This is a genomic window from Streptomyces sp. TG1A-60, assembly GCF_037201975.1.
Classification (GTDB): domain Bacteria; phylum Actinomycetota; class Actinomycetes; order Streptomycetales; family Streptomycetaceae; genus Streptomyces.
In genome coordinates, this window is the sequence record NZ_CP147520.1 from 5,814,455 (window position 1) to 5,830,967 (window position 16,513).

Consider the following 16,513-nt stretch of genomic DNA (forward strand, 5'->3'; position numbering starts at 1 on the left):
TGGCGGGAAACCGGACGAGCCGGAAGATGCGCGGGAAGTCGGTCGTGCGGACGTCCGGACCTTCGCCGGTTGGACATGCATTCCGCTGGGAACGCGTCCTCGACGCCCTCGACGCGCTGCTGTGCACCTGGCCGGCCCCTCCACCCCACCGACCCGAAGGTTGAGGCCATGCAGACCCACCACGACTGGATCACTACCCCCCTCACCGACGAACTCCTGCGCGGCGCCCTGGAGTTGGAGCACACCGAGCACGGCGTACTGCCGCACCGGCTGCCCGCCCGTGCCCGCGTCCAGTGCACCGACCCGCAACTCGCCGTGGTGGAGTCCCAGCCCTCGGGCGTACGCCTGGTCTTCCGCACCCGTGCCACAGCCGTCGAACTGGACGCACTGCCCACCAAACGAGCCTACGTGGGCGCCCCGCCCCGCCCGGACGGCCTGTACGACCTGGTCGTGGACGGTGTGCTGACCGACCGGGCGAGCGTGCCGACCGGCAACACCGTGACGATCGACATGACCGACGGGTCGACGCGGTACCGCGCCGGCGCACCCGGCACGGTGACCTTCTCAGGCCTGCCCGCCGGCCCCAAGACGGTCGAGATCTGGCTCCCGCACAACGAGACCACCGAACTCCTGGCCCTGCGCACCGACGCCCCCGTCGAGCCCGCCCCGGCCCCGGACCGCAGGGTGTGGCTGCACCACGGCAGTTCGATCAGCCACGGCTCCGACGCCGCGGGACCCACCGGTATCTGGCCGGCCCTCGCCGCCTCCCTCGGCGGCGTCGAACTCATCAACCTGGGCCTCGGCGGCAGCGCCCTTCTCGACCCCTTCACCGCCCGCGCCATGCGGGACACCCGAGCCGACCTGATCAGCGTCAAGATCGGCATCAACCTGGTGAACCACGACGTGATGCGCCTGCGTGCCTTCACCCCCGCCGTCCACGGCTTCCTCGACACCCTCCGCGACGGCCACCCCACCACCCCCCTCCTGGTGATCTCCCCGATCCTCTGCCCCATCCACGAGGACACCCCCGGCCCCAGCGCCCCCGACTTCGACGAGATCACCGAGGGCCGCCTCCGCTTCCGCGCCCTGGGCGGTCCCCAGGACGGCACCCCCGGCAAGCTCACCCTCCGAGTGATCCGCGAAGAACTCTCCCGCGTCGTGGCCCAGCGAGCGGCCGACGACCCCCACCTCCACTACCTGGACGGCCGCGCACTCTACGGCACCCCCGAATCGACCACCCTCCCCCTCTCCGACGACCTGCACCCCGACGCCCGGACCCACCGTCACATAGGGGAACGCTTCGCGGAGCTGGCCTTCACCGCCGATGGCCCCTTCGCCCCGTGACAGGGCCGCGGCCCCGGAAACCCGCTCCCCGCTCCCGCTGGGTAAAGTTCGCCCCATGCGCGATCTAGGGGTGGGCTTCCAGTACCTCGTCCAGGGCCAACGCTGGGTGGCCCGGCACGGCAGGCAGTACGGTTTCGGACTCATCCCGGGCCTGATCACACTCGTCCTCTACCTCGGCGCCCTGGTCGCCCTGGCCGCCTGGGGCCCGGACTTCGTCACCTGGGCCACCCCCTTCGCGGACGACTGGTCCAGCCCCTGGCCGGGCCTCTTCCGCGGCTTCGTCACGGCCGTACTGTTCGCCCTCGCCCTCCTCCTCGCGGTCATCACCTTCACCGCCATGACCCTCCTCATCGGCCAGCCCTTCTACGAGAACCTCTCCGAGAAGGTCGACCGGGACGTCTCGCCCGACGGCACGGCACCGGAGTCCGGCCTGCCGCTGACGCGGGAGTTGTGGATCTCGGCCTGCGACAGCCTCCGTATCGTCGCGCGGGCGTTGCTGTGGGGCGTGCTGCTCTTCTCCCTGGGCTTCGTGCCGTTCCTCGGCCAGACGGTCGTCCCGGTGATCGGCTTCTTCGTCACCGGCTTCTTCCTCACCGAGGAACTGACGGCCGTCGCCCTCCAGCGCCGCAGCGTCGAACTCCGCGACCGCCTCGCCCTGCTCCGCTCCCGCAAGACGCTCATCTGGGGTTTCGGCACCCCGCTGGCCCTCGCCTTCGTGGTGCCGTTCGTCGCCGTCTTCCTGATGCCGGGCGCGGTCGCGGGCGCCACCCTCATGGCCCGCGACCTGCTGGGCGAGGACCCGAACGGCGAGGACGAGCAGAGCCCGGCCGCCTCCGCCGGCCGGCCGGACACCATGTTCCAGAAGCCGGGGCCCGGCGCCTGACCGGGCCCGGACACGAACCGCCCGCCCCCGTCGGCCGGCGGGCTTCACGACGGTCGAGGCCTCTCCCGGTGAAGCGAACCCCGCCTCACGACCGCTCCTCGCTGATGATCCGGTACGCGATCTCCGCCAGCCGGGCCTGTCCGTCCACGCTCGGGTGGAACCAGTCCCACGGGCTGAGCTGGGCCTGCCCGAAGCGGTAGTCGAAGACGGCGTCCCCGTCGTAGCGGCAGTGACGGTCCTCTGCGCACACCTCGCGCAGCACGTCGTTGTACGCCTCCACCCGGGCCCGGACGGCGTCGCGCCGCTCGGTGGCCGCCGCGGTGAGGAGGTCGGGGTCGGCCAGCATCGACGGGCAGATGCCCAGCTTCCAGACCTGCTTGCCGACCGGGCTCGTCCGGCCCTCGGACCACAGCCGCTTCAGGTCCGGCACGCTCGCCACGAACACCTGCGCCTTGGGCAGGGCGTCCCGCAGGGTCGCCATCGCGTCCTCGAAGTCGGTGCGGAAGTCGGCGACCGGGGTCATGGCGGTGGCGGTGGCGCGGCACGCGTCGTTCGCGCCGATCATCACCGTGACCAGCTCCGGCTCACGGGTCACCGCCCGCGCCACCTGGTTCGGCAGGTCGGCCATCCGGGCGCCGGTCACCGCGTAGTTCCAGCTCCGCCGGGCCGCCCCGGACGCGCCCAGCAGCCGTACGGCGAGACTGTCGACCGAGGCGTCGCCGCCGGTCGCCCACGACACCTCGGGGCAGTCGGACAGCACCTCGCACGCGTCGAAACCGCGGGTGATGGAGTCGCCGACGGCGACCAGCGACTCCGGGGTGCTGTCCCAGGCGGGGGCCGGCGACGCGGAGGGCCCGGCCTTCGTCCCCGTCCCCTCGGGGCCGGGGGAGTTGCCGCCGGTGGCGTCGCAGCCGGTCACGGCCAGCAGCGCCGCCGCCAAGGCCGCGCCGAACACCGCCCTCGAACGGTGGCGTCGCTTCCGCATCCCCTGGTCCCCTCGTCGGTCACACACGTGCACGTTCCCACCCATGACAACGCGCGAGAGTTCCCGGAAGAGGAAAGCCCCCGGGCCGACGCGGCAGAAGGCGCGACTGTTCGATCCGGGTCGGCGTCCTCTCCAGTGGCCGTGGTTTCCCACAGGACGCGTCTGCGATGTGTGGCCGCGCCGCGTGCCGTGCCCCCGGTCGAGGGTCGGACACGCGTCCCGCCGGGTGAAACAGCGCTGCTTCCCGGCGTTGGCTCCGACGGTACGTCACACTCCTTGCCCCGCCGCACGGTAGCCTCGCCACGTGGCCGCTCCGCCACTGCCGTTCCATCAAATGACAAGACGTCCTGCTCTGTGGAGGCCCCGGTGACGACACGTGGAGTCTTGTACGTGCACTCCGCGCCGCGTGCGCTGTGCCCGCACGTCGAGTGGGCCGTCGCGGGGGTTCTCGCGACACGCGTGAACCTCGACTGGATCCGGCAGCCGGCCGCCCCGGGTACCTGGCGCTCCGAGTTCTCCTGGCAGGGCCAGACCGGTACCGCCTCCAAGCTGGCGTCCGCGCTCCGCGGCTGGCACCTCCTGCGCTTCGAGGTCACCGCCGAGCCCTGCGCCACCGCCGAGGGCGAGCGCTACAGCTGCACCCCCGACCTCGGTATCTTCCACGCCGTCACCGGCATCCACGGCGACATCCTCATCCCCGAGGACCGCCTCCGCGCCGCCCTGACCCGCTCCCAGCGCGGCGAGACCGACCTGGAAGCCGAGATCGCCAAGCTCCTCGGCAAGCCCTGGGACGACGAGTTGGAGCCGTTCCGGTACGCGGGAGAGGGCGCCCCGGTGCGCTGGCTGCACCAGGTGGTGTGAGCACCGCCCAGCACGGACGAAGGGCCCCCACCGTCCGGTGGGGGCCCTTCACCTCGTACGACGGGACATCAGACCGTCCGGAACGCCAGCACCACGTTGTGCCCGCCGAACCCGAACGAGTCGTTGAGGGCGGCGATGCGGCCCTCAACCGGCAGCTTGCGGGCCTCGCCCCGCACGATGTCGGCGTTGGCCTCGGCCTCGGGGTCGAGGTCGTTCACGTTGATCGTCGGCGGAGCGACCCGGTGGTACAGCGCGAGCACCGTCGCCACGGTCTCCACCCCGCCGGCACCACCGAGCAGATGCCCGGTCATGGACTTCGTCGCGGACACCGCGAAGTGGTCGGTGTCGTCACCGAACACCTTCCGCAGCGCCTTCAGCTCGGCGATGTCACCGGCCGGCGTCGACGTCCCGTGCGCGTTGACGTGCATGATCTCCGCCGGGTCCAGGTCGGTCCGGTCCAGCAGGTTCTGCAGGGCGTGGGCGATGCCGCGCCCCTCCGGCTCCGGCTGCACGATGTCGTGGCCGTCGGCCGAGATGCCCTGGCCCACGGCCTCGGCGTAGACCCGGGCACCCCGCGCCGCCGCGTGCTCGGCGGACTCCAGGACGACGACACCGGCACCCTCGCCGAGGACGAAGCCGTCACGGCCGGTGTCGTACGGACGGGACGCGCCCTGCGGGTCCTCGTTGTTCTTGGACATCGCCATCATGTTGCCGAACGCGGCGATCGGCAGCGGATGGATGGCGGCCTCGGTGCCACCGGCGACCACCACGTCGGCGCGGCCGGTGCGGATCATCTCGATGGCGTAGCCGATGGCCTCGGCGCCCGACGCGCAGGCGGAGACCGGGGTGTGCACACCGGCGCGGGCGCCGACGTACAGACCGACGTTCGCGGACGGGCCGTTGGGCATCAGCATCGGCACGGTGTGCGGGGAGACACGGCGTACGCCCTTCTGCTTCAGCACGTCGTACTGGTCGAGCAGCGTCGTCACACCGCCGATGCCGGAGGCGATGACCGCGCCGATCCGGTCCGCGTCGACAATGCCCTCGTCGGCCGAGGTCTCCGTGTAACCGGCGTCGGCCCACGCCTCCTTGGCCGCGATCAGCGCGAACTGCGCCGAGCGGTCCAGGCGGCGGGCCTGCGGCCGGGGAATGACCTCGGTCGGTTCCACGGCGATCTGCGCGGCGATACGGACCGCCTGGTCGGCGGCCCACTCCTGCTCCAGGGGACCGACACCGGACCTGCCGGCGATCAGTCCCTCCCAGGTGGAAGTCGCGTCGCCACCCAGCGGTGTGGTTGCGCCGATACCGGTGACGACCACGGTGCGATTGGTCGAGCTCACGGGAATGTTCTCCAACGTTTACGAGGATTCAGCGGCGCCACCGCCGGGTGGCGGGGCAAACGACTGCTCCGAGGGCCGGGCCGGGCCCGGCCCGCCGGATCAGGCCTGGTGCTTGAGGATGTACTCGGTCGCGTCGCCGACGGTCTTGAGGTTCTTGACGTCGTCGTCCGGGATCTTGACGTCGAAGCGCTCTTCGGCGGCGACGACGACCTCGACCATGGACAGGGAGTCGACGTCCAGGTCGTCGGTGAAGGACTTGTCCGGCTGGACGTCCTCGACCGGGATGCCGGCGATCTCGTTCACGATGTCGGCGAGACCGGCGACGATCTCTTCCTGAGTGGCGGCCATGTCAGGCGCTCCTTCGTAGATTCCAGAGGGTGGGCGGCCCGCCGCGTCAGCGGCAGGTTGTGCGTTTCCCCGCGCCGGACCACAAGATCCGAAGCGGTTGCCTAGGGGAGGGTAACGACCGTCGCGGCGTACACGAGACCCGCCCCGAAGCCGATGACGAGCGCGGTGTCGCCGCTCTTCGCCTCGCCGGTCGCCAGGAGCCGCTCCATCGCGAGCGGGATCGAGGCGGCCGAGGTGTTGCCGGTGGTGCGTACGTCACGGGCGACCGTGACGTGCTCCGGCAGCTTGAGTGTCTTCACCATCGAGTCGATGATCCGCTCGTTGGCCTGATGCGGAATGAAGACGTCCAGGTCGTCCGAGGTGATCCCGGCCGCGTCCAGCGCCTGCTGCGCGACCTTCGCCATCTCGAACACGGCCCAGCGGAACACCGCCTGGCCCTCCTGCGTGATCGCAGGGAACTTGACATTGCCCTCGCTGTCGAGCGGGAGCTTTTCGACGTCACCGGTCCGGAACTCGTTCCACGGGACGGTCTGCTTGATCGTTCCGGCTTTGTCGCCCTCGGAACCCCACACCGTGGGGCCGATGTGCGGCTCCTTGGAGGGGCCGACGACGACCGCGCCGGCACCGTCGCCGAAGAGGAAGGCCGTGGCCCGGTCCTCCAGGTCGGTCAGGTCGGACAGCCGCTCCACACCGATGACGAGGACGTACTCCGCCGAGCCCTCGACGACCATGCCCTTGGCGAGGGTGAGGCCGTAGCCGAAGCCCGCGCAGCCGGCCGAGATGTCGAAGGCGGCGGCCTTGGCGGTGCCGAGCTTGTCGGCGATCTCGGTGGCGACGGCCGGGGTCTGGCTGAAGTGCGAGACGGTCGAGACGATGACACCGCCGATCTGCTCGGCGGAGATGCCGGCGTCGGCGATCGCCTTGCCGGACGCCTCGATCGACATGGCGGCGACGGTCTCCTCGTCGTTCGCCCAGTGCCGGGTCTCGATGCCGGAGCGGGAGCGGATCCACTCGTCGGAGGAGTCGATCCTCTCCAGGATCACGTCGTTGGGCACCACCCGGACCGGGCGGTAACCGCCCACGCCGAGGATACGTGCGTACGGGGCGCCCTTGCTCGGCCTGATCTTCGACATGCTCCAGGGCTCCTAGTTCAGGTGCTCGGCGATGAGCGCGCGAGCGGCGTCGAGGTCGTCGGGTGTCTTGAGTGCCACCGTCGCGACACCCGGCAGCGCGCGTTTGGCGAGACCGGTGAGCGTGCCGCCGGGGCACACCTCGACGAGCGCGGTCACCCCCAGCTCCTTGAAGGTCTCCATGCACAGGTCCCAGCGGACCGGGTTGGCGACCTGACCGACCAGACGGGAGAGCACCTCGGCGCCGGTGGCGACGGCCTGCCCGTCCTTGTTCGAGACGTAGGTGAGCTTCGGGTCCCCGGGGGCGAGGTCCTCGGCGGCCTTGGCGAGGGTGTCGACGGCGGGGGCCATGTGGTGTGTGTGGAAGGCGCCGGCCACCTTGAGGGCGACCACGCGGCGGACGCCCTCGGGCTTGTCCGCCTCCAGGGCGGCCAGTTGCTCCAGGGTGCCGGCGGCGACGACCTGGCCCGCGCCGTTCACGTTCGCCGCGGTCAGCCCCAGCTTCTCCAGGTGAGGGATCGTCACCTCGGGGTCGCCGCCGAGCAGCGCGGACATACCGGTCCCGGTCACCGCGGCGGCCTCGGCCATGGCCAGGCCCCGCTTGCGGACGAGGGCCAGCGCGGCCGTGTCGTCGAGGACACCGGCGAACGCGGCGGCGGTGATCTCGCCGACGCTGTGCCCGGCGACGGCGACGGCGCCGGGTACGGCGTCCAGGGCGGCGGCGGACAGCAGCCCGGCCGCCACGAGCAGCGGCTGGGCGACGGCGGTGTCGCGGATCGCGTCGGCGTCGGCCTCGGTGCCGTAGTGGGCGAGGTCCAGCCCGATGGCGTCCGACCACGCGCCGAGGAGGTCGGCGGCACCGGGGAGGTCGAGCCAGGGAGTCAGGAAGCCGGGCGTCTGGGCGCCCTGGCCGGGAGCGACGAGTACGAGCACTCTCACACTCTCTCTTGGGGACGGCTACGGCCGCCCGTGGGGACAGGGACGAAGAACACGAGGGGGTTTTGTAGCCCTCCGACAAAACCCTAGAACTGAGGATCCCCATCCACCAGGCGCCCCAGGATCAGCGCGATCCGCAGGGTGAAGGCAGAGCGTACATCTGACGGTGACCAGCCGGTGACGTCAGTCACACGTCGAAGCCGGTAGCGCACGGTGTTGGGGTGGACGAACAGCATCCGGGCCGCTCCCTCAAGACTTGAGGCTTGTTCGAGATAGACGCTCAGCGTCTCCAGGAGCGCGGAGCCGGCCTCCTCCAGTGGTCTGTAGATCTCCTCCACCAGTTGCTCACGCGCACTGGGATCACCCGCGATCGCGCGCTCCGGAAGAAGATCGTCCGCCAGAACCGGGCGGGGCGCGTCCTGCCACGCCGAACAGGCCTTGAGTCCCGCCGCCGCGGCCTGTGCGGACCGGGTCGCGGCCAGCAGGTCGGGCACGATCGGGCCGGCCACCACGGGGCCCGCCGCGTACGGTCCGATCAGCGACTTCGCGACCTGCAACGGGTCGTTGCTGCCGCCGGCGATCACCACCAGCCGGTCGCCCAGCACACCCGTGAGCACCTGGAGCTTGGCGTGCCGCGCCGCGCGCCGGATGGCCTCCACGGTCAGCTCGCTGTCGCCGTTCGGGGCGGTGCCGAGGAGCACGCAGACATGGTCGGGGGAGTTCCAGCCGAGGGCGGCGGCACGGGAGACGGCCCCCTCGTCGGCCTCGCCGCTGAGCACCGCGTTCACGACCAGGGACTCAAGGCGGGCGTCCCAGGCGCCGCGTGCCTCGGCGGCCTGCGCGTACACCTGGGCGGTGGCGAAGGCGATCTCGCGCGCGTAGACGAGCAGGGCCTCGCGCAGCACGCTCTCGTCGCCGGGGGCGGCCACCTCGTCGATGGCGGACTCCATGACCTCGATGGTCGTGCGCACCATCTCCACGGTCTGCCGGAGCGTGATCGCCCGGGTCAGTTCACGCGGCGCGGTCCCGAACACATCCGTCGAGATGGCCTGCGGGGCGTCCGGGCGCCGGAACCACTCGGTGAACGCGGCTATACCGGCCTGGGCGACCAGCCCGATCCACGACCGGTTCTCCGGTGGCATCGCCCGGTACCAGGGCAGCGTCTCGTCCATCCGCGCGATGGCCTGCGCGGCGAGGCTTCCGGACGACTTCTCCAGCCGCTTCAACGTCGCGACGTGGGCGTGTACGGGCGGTGCGGGCCGGGCCTTGCTGGTTTCTGGTTCGGGCACGGGACAAGACTGCCTCATCGGGGCGCCCACATGCGGCGCGGGTCGCTACCGTGGAGTACGTGATGGACGTACGGCGCGCGGACACGCGCTACCGCGGAGGGGATCCGGAGGCCGGCACAGCCAGCCTGCACGCCTTCTCCTTCGGGTCGCACTACGACCCGGACAACCTCCGTTTCGGCGCGTTGATCGCCTGCAACGAGGAGCGGCTCGCCCCGGGCGCGGGCTTCGAGGAGCACCGGCACAGCCACACCGAGATCGTCACCTGGGTCGTCGAGGGCGAGCTGACCCACCGTGACACCACGGGTCACCAGACGGTCGTCCGCCCCGGGGACGTCCAGCGGCTCAGCTCGGCGGAGGGCGTACGGCACGTGGAGCGCAACGACGGCTCAGAGCCGCTGACCTTCGTGCAGATGTGGCTGGCCCCGCTGGAGTCGGGCGGCGACCCGGCGTACGAGATCGTCCGAGGCATCGCCGACCCCACGCCGTACGCCGTCCCGGAGGCGGGGGCGATGCTGCACGTACGGCGGCTGGGCACGGCGGGGGAGCGGACGGCCGTGCCGGACGCGGCGCGGACGTATCTGCACGTCGTGCGGGGTGCCGCGCGGCTCGGGCCGCATGAGTTGGGGCCCGGGGACTCGGTGCGGGCCGAGGGGGAGAAGGGGCTGGAGCTGGTGGGGGTGGCAGGGCCGGCGGAGGTGCTGATCTGGGAGCTGTCCGAGTGAGCGGGCTCAGCTGCCGTCGTCCGGCTCCTCCGCGTTGCGCCACAGCCTGAGGTCCACCGTCACGTAGTCGCTGAGGTCGCTCTCGGGTGCGCTGCCCTGGTAGATGACCTGGTGCGATGTGCCCGGAGCCGGTGTGCCCTCGCTCGGCGTTCGGTCCAGCACGGCGGGACCGATGGCAACGTGCGACGTCCGTACCCGACCTGAACATCACGCTGAGCGACATGGCACTTGGTTCGCCGCGCGTCAACGACACTCCATCGTGCGGGATGGCACGGTCGTCCACGGCTTATCTCAGCGCCTGCTGTCGCCGTGCGCGAGCAGGCTGGTGACTTCGGCGTTCGCCTCCGCCGACGGGTGGAAGCAGCGCCGAACGTTCGAACTCGCCGAAGGCGGGCGTGGCCTGCTCATCGTCGAGGCGGTCACCGACCGGTGGGGGGTGGATCCGCACCCCGACGGGAGGGGCAAGACGGTGTGGCTCGAGTGCCTGGCCAAGACGCCGGGCGTAGGGTGATGCCTCCCGGTGATCAGCAGTACCTCAGCCTCGCAACTCCGCGAGCACGGCGTCCGTGAACGGCGTCCACGCCTCGATGGCCCACGGTCCGAACGCCCGGTCCGTCAGCGCCACACAGGCCGCCCCGGCCGCCGGGTCGATCCACAGGAACGTCCCCGACTGCCCGAAGTGCCCGAACGTCGCCGGCGAGGACGAAGTCCCCGTCCAGTGCGGCGACTTGGAGTCCCGGATCTCGAAGCCGAGGCCCCAGTCGTTGGGGTTCTGGTGCCCGTAGCCCGGCAGGACGCCCTTCGTGCCCGGGTACTGCGCGGTCATCGCCTCCGCGACCGTACGCGGGTCCAGCAGCCTCGGCGCCTGCACCTCGGCGGCGAACCGCACGAGGTCGTCGACGGTCGAGACGCCGTCCTTTGCCGGGGACCCGTCGAGCGAGGTGGCCGTCATCCCCAGGGGGGCCAGCACCGCCTGCCGCGCGTACTCCGCGAACGGGATGTCCGTCGCCTTGGCCACATGCTCCCCGAGCGCCTCGAACCCGGCGTTGGAGTACAGCCGCCGCTCCCCGGGCGGCGTCGTCGCCCGGTGCTCGTTGAAGGCCAGCCCCGAGGTGTGCGCCAGCAGATGCCGCACGGTCGATCCCGTCGGTCCCGCCGGTTCGTCCAGCTCGACAGCCCCCTCCTCGTACGCCACCAGCACGGCGTACGCGGCGAGCGGCTTGGTCACCGACGCCAGCGCGAACCGCTGCCCGAGCGGGCCGTGGGTCCCGAGGACGGTGCCGTCCGCCCGTACGACGGCCGCGGCAGCGGTGGGGACCGGCCAGTTCTCGATCAACGCGAGGCTCTGCAGAGACATGCCCACGAGCCTAAGGGGTCCTTGCACTGTGAGCGCCCGGGTCGAGCGGCCTGGCACCGCGCCTCGCCGTGTCGCCGAAAAGCCCTGGTGGCTCCTTCCCCACGCTCGACTTCGCTCGCGCGGGAGGGGCCCCATCGAGGGCTCTCCGGCGCCTTGCGACGCACGGCACCGGACCACGCGACCTCATCGGGCGCTCATAGCGCAAGGATCCCCAAGCGCCTCAGAGGCGCAGCCGCATCGAGGGGTCCGGCTTACGTACGAAGCCCAACGAGGCGTAGAGCGGCTCGGCCTCGGCGGAGGCGTTCAGGTCGACCTGCGCGACACCCCGCTCGCGGAACCAGTCGAGGACGGCCTCCATACAGGCACGGGCGTGGCCCCGGCGCCGGCAGTCCGGGTCGGTGGCCACGCTGAAGACATGGCCGACCGAGCCGTGCGGGTTCCCGGTCCGGCCGATCCGGTACTCGATCGTCCCCGCCACCAGCGCGGCGAGCGCGCCCGGCCGCTCCGGATGGTCGATGACGAAGGCCGCGAACTCCCCGTCAGGGTCGGCGAGTCGGTGGCGTACGGTCGGCAGGGACTCGGCGTGCCAGTCCGTGGAACCACCCGTGCTCGCCATCGAGTCGATCAGCACCTGTCGCAGCCGGAGCACTTCCGCCGCGTCCGTGGCCGTGGCACGTCGTACGAGACCCATGCCCGCACGTTAACGAGCGCGATCACGTCGTGTCCGCGGGTTTTCTCACCTGTTCGCTTGCTTGGAGCGCACTCCAAGGTTTTAGCGTGGTGGGCATGACGGTGATCGAGACCACAAGTACCACCAGTACGGCCGGTACCGACAGTTGTGCCGGTCCGCCACGCCAGTCCCGGCGGCCGGACGGGCAGGACCGGTACACGATCAGCGAGGTCGTCGACCTCACCGGTCTGACGGCGCACACACTGCGCTGGTACGAGCGGATCGGGCTGATGCCGCACATCGACCGCTCCCACACCGGCCAGCGCCGCTACCGCAACCGCGACCTCGACTGGCTCGACCTCGTCGGCAAGCTGCGGCTGACCGGCATGCCGGTCGCCGACATGGTCCGGTACGCGGAACTGGTGCGCGAGGGCGACCACACCTATACCGAGCGCTTCGAACTGCTCAAGGCGACCAGGCAGGACGTCCGGTCCCGGATCGCCGAGCTCCAGGACACCCTGAACGTGCTCGACCGAAAGATCAACTTCTATGCGGACACCGGGCGGGACCTGCCGTCTGAAAGGGCCTGATGACGGACGACAGGATCGCGCGGACACGGCTGGGAGCCGACCGGCCCCGAGGCCGGCGTACAGGGCCTCGGCTGCATGGGCACGAGCTCGCGTACGGCCCCTCGGACGCGGGGGAGCCGAGGGCACCCTGGAGCGCGCGCTGGAACTGGGTGTGACCCTCTACGACACGGCGCACGCGTACGGCGGAGCGGAGAACGAGAGTTCCTCTCCCCGTTCTTCAAGGCACACCCTAGAGCTCCGCCAGGAGTTCCGCCTTCTTCGCACTGAACTCCTCGTCCGTGACCAACCCCGCCTCGTGCAACTCCCCGAGATGCCGGATCCGGTCGGCGATGTCGGCCGGATCCCGCCGGGGCACGGCCCCGGCCAGGGCCGCACCCGCGGGCCCCGCGGAGCGCACCGCCGCCAACACCGCCGCGGCGAACGGCAACGACTCGTGCACCGGCCCGTACCCGAGCCCGAACACCACGGTCGCGGGATCCTGGTCAGGCTGCGGCTGCTGCCCCGCGTCGCGCGGGAGCAGCCGCAGATACCCCTCGAAGATCTCCGGCGACCGCCACTCCACCCCGCTCAGCGCACCGACCGGAAACGTCTGGTCACCGGCCTTCCACTTCGCCGAGGAGGCCCCCGTCCAGGACCACCGGAACGATACCGACCGCCCGTCGAACGACGCCTTGCCGTCGTAGGCCTTGAACTGCAACGGCACTTCGGGCGCGGCCACGAGGAACCGCTCGGCCGGCCCGGACTCGGTCAGCCGTGCCCGCAGCTCGTCGGCGTAGTACTCCGCGAGTGTCTCCTGCTCGGCCGGCAGCACCAGCCGGTACGGGTCGGAGCCCTCCTTGAGCTGGTCGGCCGCCGTCTCCATCAGTGGATCGGCGCCCGGTCGCGGTGCGGCACGCAGAACCACGGTGCCCCGCTTCCCCCGTGTCAGAGTCACCCCCGCGATCGCTTCCAGGGGGATGCGCCGCTCACCGAGCGCCTGGAAGAGCTTCGGCGTGCGAATCCCCCGTTCGAAGCGGATGAGCACGGAGTCGGACCCGAACTCCCAGGCGGCATGAAATCCGGCCAGTACGTCACCCATGCGGCTCATCGTATGCGTGCGACGCGGCGAAGTCCCGACCGAGGCGAACCGCACTTTTTCGCTCCTCTACGCGCGTCAGGCCGCAGCGCTGTCGGAGAGACCCGTCAGACACGCGTCGTCCTCCCGCGCACAGTGCACCGACTGATACGTGCCGATGCCGATCTCGGCGAAGTTGTACAGGCTCTCGGTGCCCGGCTCGAAATAGCCGCTGTGTCCCTCGGCGTCGGCCGCCGACAGGATGCGCGCACCGAACTCCGCGGACATCGGGTCGGCGCCGTGGCCGAGCCCGCCGACCTCCAGGTAGGGCACGTCCTGGACCCAGTCGTCGGCGTCCCGCATGGCCCACACCCGGGCAGCCGTGCGCAGTTGGGCGGCCGTGTCGGCGCGCATGCCGGGGCTGCCCGCGACCGCTATGTCGGTGACCCGCGACGGCAGCGAGCGAGCGGCGACCCCGCACACCACGGAGCCGTAGCTGTGGCACACCAGCGCGACCGTGGAGCTGCCGGGCAGGCTGCGCACCAGCGCGTTCAGCCGGATCGAGCCCTGCTCGGCGCGGAGCGCGGTGGCCGAGTCGAGGCCGAGCCCGCCGGGCGCGGTGTAGTCGGCCCAGGCGATCACGGCCGTACGCGTCACGGGGCTCGCCGCGCGCTCGGCCTTGTAGAGCGACTCGGCCATGCCGACGGGCGCGGAGTACCGGCGGTTGGTGCGCTGGAAGTTGATGACGTTGGTGTCGACGCCCGGGACGACGACCGAGACGCGCTCGGCCCGGTCGAGGTCACCGAAGACCTCGGCGACCCGGCCGGTGCCCTCGGGGTCGAAGGCGAGGATCTGCCGGTTCACCGCGGCCAGCATGTCGAAGCGGTGCATCCGGCGGCCCGCCTGCTGTCGGCCGGTCCCGGAGAGCCGCTTGTCGTGCATGCGCTCGCGTTCCCGCCCGCTCTGCTCCTTCAGCGCGATGCGGTTGGCCCGGTAGCGCAGCTCGACGGGGGCGCCGTTCATGTTGCCGACCGCGAGCGGATAGCGGTGGACGAGCCCGGTGCGCTGCCGGTCGGTGAGCGAGGTGAAGAAGGCGGCCAGGCGGTGCGGGGAGGCGTCGGCGTCCGGCAGTTCACGGCCGTCGAGGTGGCCGCGCTGCCACGCGGAGAGCGACGCCTGGAGCGGCGGCTCCGCTCGATGACTGCGGATCGCCGTCCAGCCGGTGGTCGCCAGCATCACGAAAACCACGGCCAGCGCCAGCAGTAGGCGCCAGACGTTCGGTTGCGGGGAGGTGTCGAAGGAAGTCACTGAAAGGACACACTAAGAGAACGGAAGGGTCTCGCGTTAGCCGAGTGAGGGGGATCACGTTTCGATCACACCCGTTCAGCGTGCTGCGCAGAGAACCTCCGGATGCTGCCGGTACGGGTGCGCTTCAGTCACCAAGCGCGGCGAGAACGCCGAGGCGGTGCCGGAGGGGCGCACATCTAACAGCCACCGCTCCGCTCCGTGCACGGGTTTGCGCCCACGTTCGCCTATCAGGGTGACAAGACCGAAGACCGCTTCCACCCGGTGCGCGTCGCAGGTCACAGTAAGTCAAGTCCTCCGCACGGCATGGTCCATCGACGGCGGAGTGACCCGGGAGTCTGCGGCGCGCTGCCGGAGGGGGCAGCGCGCGCAGACAGACCCGACAACTCTCCCCGGTTTCAACCACACCGTAGGGGTACTCGCCGTTCTGTACGCGAACTGACCGCGAGGTTCAGGGAGTTGTTGACGATGGCGGGCTTCGGACACGGTACGCGCAGGCACCCCCGATCACGTGGCCGGACGTGGTCACGGACCGGGCCGGATCGCGCGACCCTCGGCATCATCGGAGTCATCTGCGCGGTCGCGGGCTTCTTCGTCCTGGGCATCATCCTCGGCCCTGTCGCGATCCTCTGCGGCTGGCTGGCCATGAACCGCAGCTGGTCCGGCGCCCGCCCCGTCCCCGCGGTCATCGCGGTCGTCCTGGGTGCCATCGACACCGTCCTGGCCATCGTCTGGCTGGCGGGCACCGCCACTCCCGGGACCGGTTTCCTCTGAGTCGCCAGGAGTGAGGGAAAGGGCAGGACCCTCGGCAGAAGCCGAGGGCCCCTTTCCCCGTCCCCGAGGGTCGGCGGACCTGCTTCTCAGAGGTGCGCGCAACCGCGCGACACGCCACGACGCGCCCGCGCACGCACCGGCGGACCCACGATCATCGGCTCTGCTTCTCCGTGCCCCCCGCAGGCGCGGAGCGCAACGACGCGACCTCCGCCCGCAGCAACCGCACCTCCTCGGCCAGTTCCGCTATCGCGGCGGTCTGCCGCCGCTCCTCCGCGTCGTCCTTCTCGAACCGCGATATGAACCACGCCGCGATGTTCGCCGTCACCACACCCAGCAACGCGATCCCCGACAACATCAACCCGACGGCCAGCACCCGCCCCAGCCCGGTCGTCGGCGCGTGGTCCCCGTACCCCACCGTCGTCATCGTCGTGAACGACCACCACACCGCGTCGCCCAACGTGCCGATGTTCCCGTCGGGCGAGTCCCGCTCCACGGAGAGCACCGCCAGCGACCCGAACATCAACAGTCCGAGCACCGACCCGCCGACGTAGGTGGTGAGGCGGATCTGCGACGCCATCCGCGCCCGCCTGCCGACCAGCAGCAGCGTCGCCACCAGCCGCAGCAGCCGCAGCGGCTGGATCATCGGCAGCAGCACCGCGCACAGGTCCAGCCAGTGCGACCGCACGAAGTCCCACCGCCGCCGGGCGAGTACGAGCCGGGTGACGTAGTCGACCGCGAAGGCGCCCCACACGCCCCACTCGGCGACATCGCACCACCACGTCACCTCCGCGCTCGCGTCCGGCCGGACGATCGGCACGGCGTAGGCCACGGCGAACACCACCGCCAGGCCGAACAGTGGCCGCTGTGTGTGCTGTTCCCAACGGATCCGGGCCGAGACCGATCGCTGCTTCATGGCCGCATCGTA

18 protein-coding genes and 2 pseudogenes are annotated in these 16,513 nt (G+C 71.2%); 8 read left to right on the forward strand and 12 right to left on the reverse strand.

All coding sequences use genetic code 11. The features are described 5' to 3' along the window. Positions 1–168 precede the first annotated feature (168 nt). On the forward strand, positions 169–1,344 hold the full coding sequence (locus WBG99_RS25140) for a GDSL-type esterase/lipase family protein (RefSeq protein WP_338898465.1): 1,176 nt from the start codon (positions 169–171) through the stop codon (positions 1,342–1,344). A gap of 55 nt (positions 1,345–1,399) precedes the next feature. Continuing rightward, positions 1,400–2,227, forward strand: coding sequence for an EI24 domain-containing protein (locus WBG99_RS25145; RefSeq protein ID WP_338898466.1), 828 nt, complete (start codon positions 1,400–1,402; stop codon positions 2,225–2,227). Between the two features lie 85 nt (positions 2,228–2,312). On the opposite strand, the gene WBG99_RS25150 is transcribed toward WBG99_RS25145, so the two are convergent. Then, positions 2,313–3,212, reverse strand: a complete 900-nt coding sequence (locus tag WBG99_RS25150) for an SGNH/GDSL hydrolase family protein (RefSeq protein ID WP_338898467.1) — start codon at positions 3,210–3,212, stop codon at positions 2,313–2,315. 366 nt (positions 3,213–3,578) lie between these two features. Here WBG99_RS25150 and WBG99_RS25155 point away from each other — a divergent pair, with 366 nt between their 5' ends. Beyond that, positions 3,579–4,073, forward strand: coding sequence for a DUF3145 domain-containing protein (locus WBG99_RS25155; protein ID WP_338898468.1), 495 nt, complete (start codon positions 3,579–3,581; stop codon positions 4,071–4,073). 68 nt (positions 4,074–4,141) lie between these two features. On the opposite strand, the gene WBG99_RS25160 is transcribed toward WBG99_RS25155, so the two are convergent. The 5 genes from WBG99_RS25160 to fasR form a co-directional block, all read right to left on the reverse strand. Further along, positions 4,142–5,413: a beta-ketoacyl-[acyl-carrier-protein] synthase family protein gene (locus WBG99_RS25160; protein WP_338898469.1), complete on the reverse strand. Its 1,272-nt coding sequence runs from the start codon at positions 5,411–5,413 to the stop codon at positions 4,142–4,144. Between the two features lie 99 nt (positions 5,414–5,512). After that, positions 5,513–5,761: an acyl carrier protein gene (locus tag WBG99_RS25165; RefSeq protein WP_338898470.1), complete on the reverse strand. Its 249-nt coding sequence runs from the start codon at positions 5,759–5,761 to the stop codon at positions 5,513–5,515. A 101-nt stretch (positions 5,762–5,862) separates the two neighbouring features. Then, complete coding sequence (locus WBG99_RS25170) at positions 5,863–6,894, reverse strand: ketoacyl-ACP synthase III (RefSeq protein ID WP_338898471.1); 1,032 nt, start codon at positions 6,892–6,894, stop codon at positions 5,863–5,865. Positions 6,895–6,906: 12 nt separating this feature from the next. After that, positions 6,907–7,824, reverse strand: coding sequence for an ACP S-malonyltransferase (locus tag WBG99_RS25175; RefSeq protein WP_338898472.1), 918 nt, complete (start codon positions 7,822–7,824; stop codon positions 6,907–6,909). 89 nt (positions 7,825–7,913) lie between these two features. Continuing rightward, positions 7,914–9,116: a fatty acid biosynthesis transcriptional regulator FasR gene (gene fasR, locus WBG99_RS25180; protein ID WP_338898473.1), complete on the reverse strand. Its 1,203-nt coding sequence runs from the start codon at positions 9,114–9,116 to the stop codon at positions 7,914–7,916. Positions 9,117–9,178: 62 nt separating this feature from the next. Between fasR and WBG99_RS25185 the strand changes: the two genes are divergently transcribed. Then, positions 9,179–9,838: a pirin family protein gene (locus WBG99_RS25185; RefSeq protein ID WP_338900489.1), complete on the forward strand. Its 660-nt coding sequence runs from the start codon at positions 9,179–9,181 to the stop codon at positions 9,836–9,838. A gap of 6 nt (positions 9,839–9,844) precedes the next feature. On the opposite strand, the gene WBG99_RS25190 is transcribed toward WBG99_RS25185, so the two are convergent. Beyond that, the gene (locus WBG99_RS25190; RefSeq protein ID WP_338898474.1) at positions 9,845–10,000 is read right to left on the reverse strand and encodes a hypothetical protein; all 156 of its coding nucleotides are present in this window, start codon (positions 9,998–10,000) and stop codon (positions 9,845–9,847) included. A 217-nt stretch (positions 10,001–10,217) separates the two neighbouring features. Between WBG99_RS25190 and WBG99_RS25195 the strand changes: the two are divergent. Continuing rightward, a pseudogene (locus tag WBG99_RS25195) lies at positions 10,218–10,349 on the forward strand (ATP-binding protein); the annotation flags it as partial. A gap of 24 nt (positions 10,350–10,373) precedes the next feature. On the opposite strand, the gene WBG99_RS25200 reads toward WBG99_RS25195, so the two are convergent. Together WBG99_RS25200 and WBG99_RS25205 are read right to left on the reverse strand one after the other, a co-directional pair. Further along, positions 10,374–11,195, reverse strand: a complete 822-nt coding sequence (locus WBG99_RS25200) for a serine hydrolase domain-containing protein (protein ID WP_338898475.1) — start codon at positions 11,193–11,195, stop codon at positions 10,374–10,376. Between the two features lie 220 nt (positions 11,196–11,415). Next, a complete protein-coding gene (locus WBG99_RS25205) occupies positions 11,416–11,886 on the reverse strand; it encodes an N-acetyltransferase (RefSeq protein WP_338898476.1) in 471 nt (156 codons plus the stop codon). A gap of 95 nt (positions 11,887–11,981) precedes the next feature. Between WBG99_RS25205 and WBG99_RS25210 the strand changes: the two genes are divergently transcribed. Then, positions 11,982–12,455 carry a MerR family transcriptional regulator gene (locus WBG99_RS25210; RefSeq protein WP_338898477.1) on the forward strand — a complete coding sequence of 158 codons (474 nt, stop codon included), beginning with the start codon at positions 11,982–11,984 and terminating at the stop codon, positions 12,453–12,455. Next, a pseudogene (locus tag WBG99_RS25215) lies at positions 12,455–12,683 on the forward strand (aldo/keto reductase); the annotation flags it as partial. The gene WBG99_RS25210 and the pseudogene WBG99_RS25215, both read left to right, overlap by 1 nt. 1 nt (position 12,684) lies before the next feature. On the opposite strand, the gene WBG99_RS25220 reads toward WBG99_RS25215, so the two are convergent. Next, on the reverse strand, positions 12,685–13,533 hold the full coding sequence (locus WBG99_RS25220; protein ID WP_338898478.1) for a DUF4429 domain-containing protein: 849 nt from the start codon (positions 13,531–13,533) through the stop codon (positions 12,685–12,687). Positions 13,534–13,608: 75 nt separating this feature from the next. After that, positions 13,609–14,817: an alpha/beta hydrolase gene (locus WBG99_RS25225; RefSeq protein WP_338898479.1), complete on the reverse strand. Its 1,209-nt coding sequence runs from the start codon at positions 14,815–14,817 to the stop codon at positions 13,609–13,611. Positions 14,818–15,282: 465 nt separating this feature from the next. Here WBG99_RS25225 and WBG99_RS25230 point away from each other — a divergent pair, with 465 nt between their 5' ends. After that, positions 15,283–15,588 (forward strand): small hydrophobic protein, encoded by a 306-nt coding sequence (locus WBG99_RS25230; RefSeq protein ID WP_338898480.1) that lies wholly within the window; start codon positions 15,283–15,285, stop codon positions 15,586–15,588. 151 nt (positions 15,589–15,739) lie between these two features. Here the strand turns inward: WBG99_RS25230 and WBG99_RS25235 are convergent, their stop codons facing one another. Next, a complete protein-coding gene (locus tag WBG99_RS25235) occupies positions 15,740–16,501 on the reverse strand; it encodes a potassium channel family protein (RefSeq protein WP_338898481.1) in 762 nt (253 codons plus the stop codon). Positions 16,502–16,513: the final 12 nt, after the last annotated feature.

What these genes read in the sequence shown, in the direction of transcription:
- WBG99_RS25140 (WP_338898465.1), top strand. Translation starts at nt 169, where the DNA reads ATGCAGACCCACCACGACTGGATCACTACCCCCCTCACCGACGAACTC.
- WBG99_RS25145 (WP_338898466.1), top strand. Translation starts at nt 1,400, where the DNA reads ATGCGCGATCTAGGGGTGGGCTTCCAGTACCTCGTCCAGGGCCAACGC.
- WBG99_RS25150 (WP_338898467.1), bottom strand. Translation starts at nt 3,212, where the DNA reads ATGCGGAAGCGACGCCACCGTTCGAGGGCGGTGTTCGGCGCGGCCTTG.
- WBG99_RS25165 (WP_338898470.1), bottom strand. Translation starts at nt 5,761, where the DNA reads ATGGCCGCCACTCAGGAAGAGATCGTCGCCGGTCTCGCCGACATCGTG.
- WBG99_RS25170 (WP_338898471.1), bottom strand. Translation starts at nt 6,894, where the DNA reads ATGTCGAAGATCAGGCCGAGCAAGGGCGCCCCGTACGCACGTATCCTC.
- WBG99_RS25185 (WP_338900489.1), top strand. Translation starts at nt 9,179, where the DNA reads ATGGACGTACGGCGCGCGGACACGCGCTACCGCGGAGGGGATCCGGAG.
- WBG99_RS25200 (WP_338898475.1), bottom strand. Translation starts at nt 11,195, where the DNA reads ATGTCTCTGCAGAGCCTCGCGTTGATCGAGAACTGGCCGGTCCCCACC.
- WBG99_RS25205 (WP_338898476.1), bottom strand. Translation starts at nt 11,886, where the DNA reads ATGGGTCTCGTACGACGTGCCACGGCCACGGACGCGGCGGAAGTGCTC.
- WBG99_RS25210 (WP_338898477.1), top strand. Translation starts at nt 11,982, where the DNA reads ATGACGGTGATCGAGACCACAAGTACCACCAGTACGGCCGGTACCGAC.
- WBG99_RS25220 (WP_338898478.1), bottom strand. Translation starts at nt 13,533, where the DNA reads ATGGGTGACGTACTGGCCGGATTTCATGCCGCCTGGGAGTTCGGGTCC.
- WBG99_RS25230 (WP_338898480.1), top strand. Translation starts at nt 15,283, where the DNA reads ATGGCGGGCTTCGGACACGGTACGCGCAGGCACCCCCGATCACGTGGC.
- WBG99_RS25235 (WP_338898481.1), bottom strand. Translation starts at nt 16,501, where the DNA reads ATGAAGCAGCGATCGGTCTCGGCCCGGATCCGTTGGGAACAGCACACA.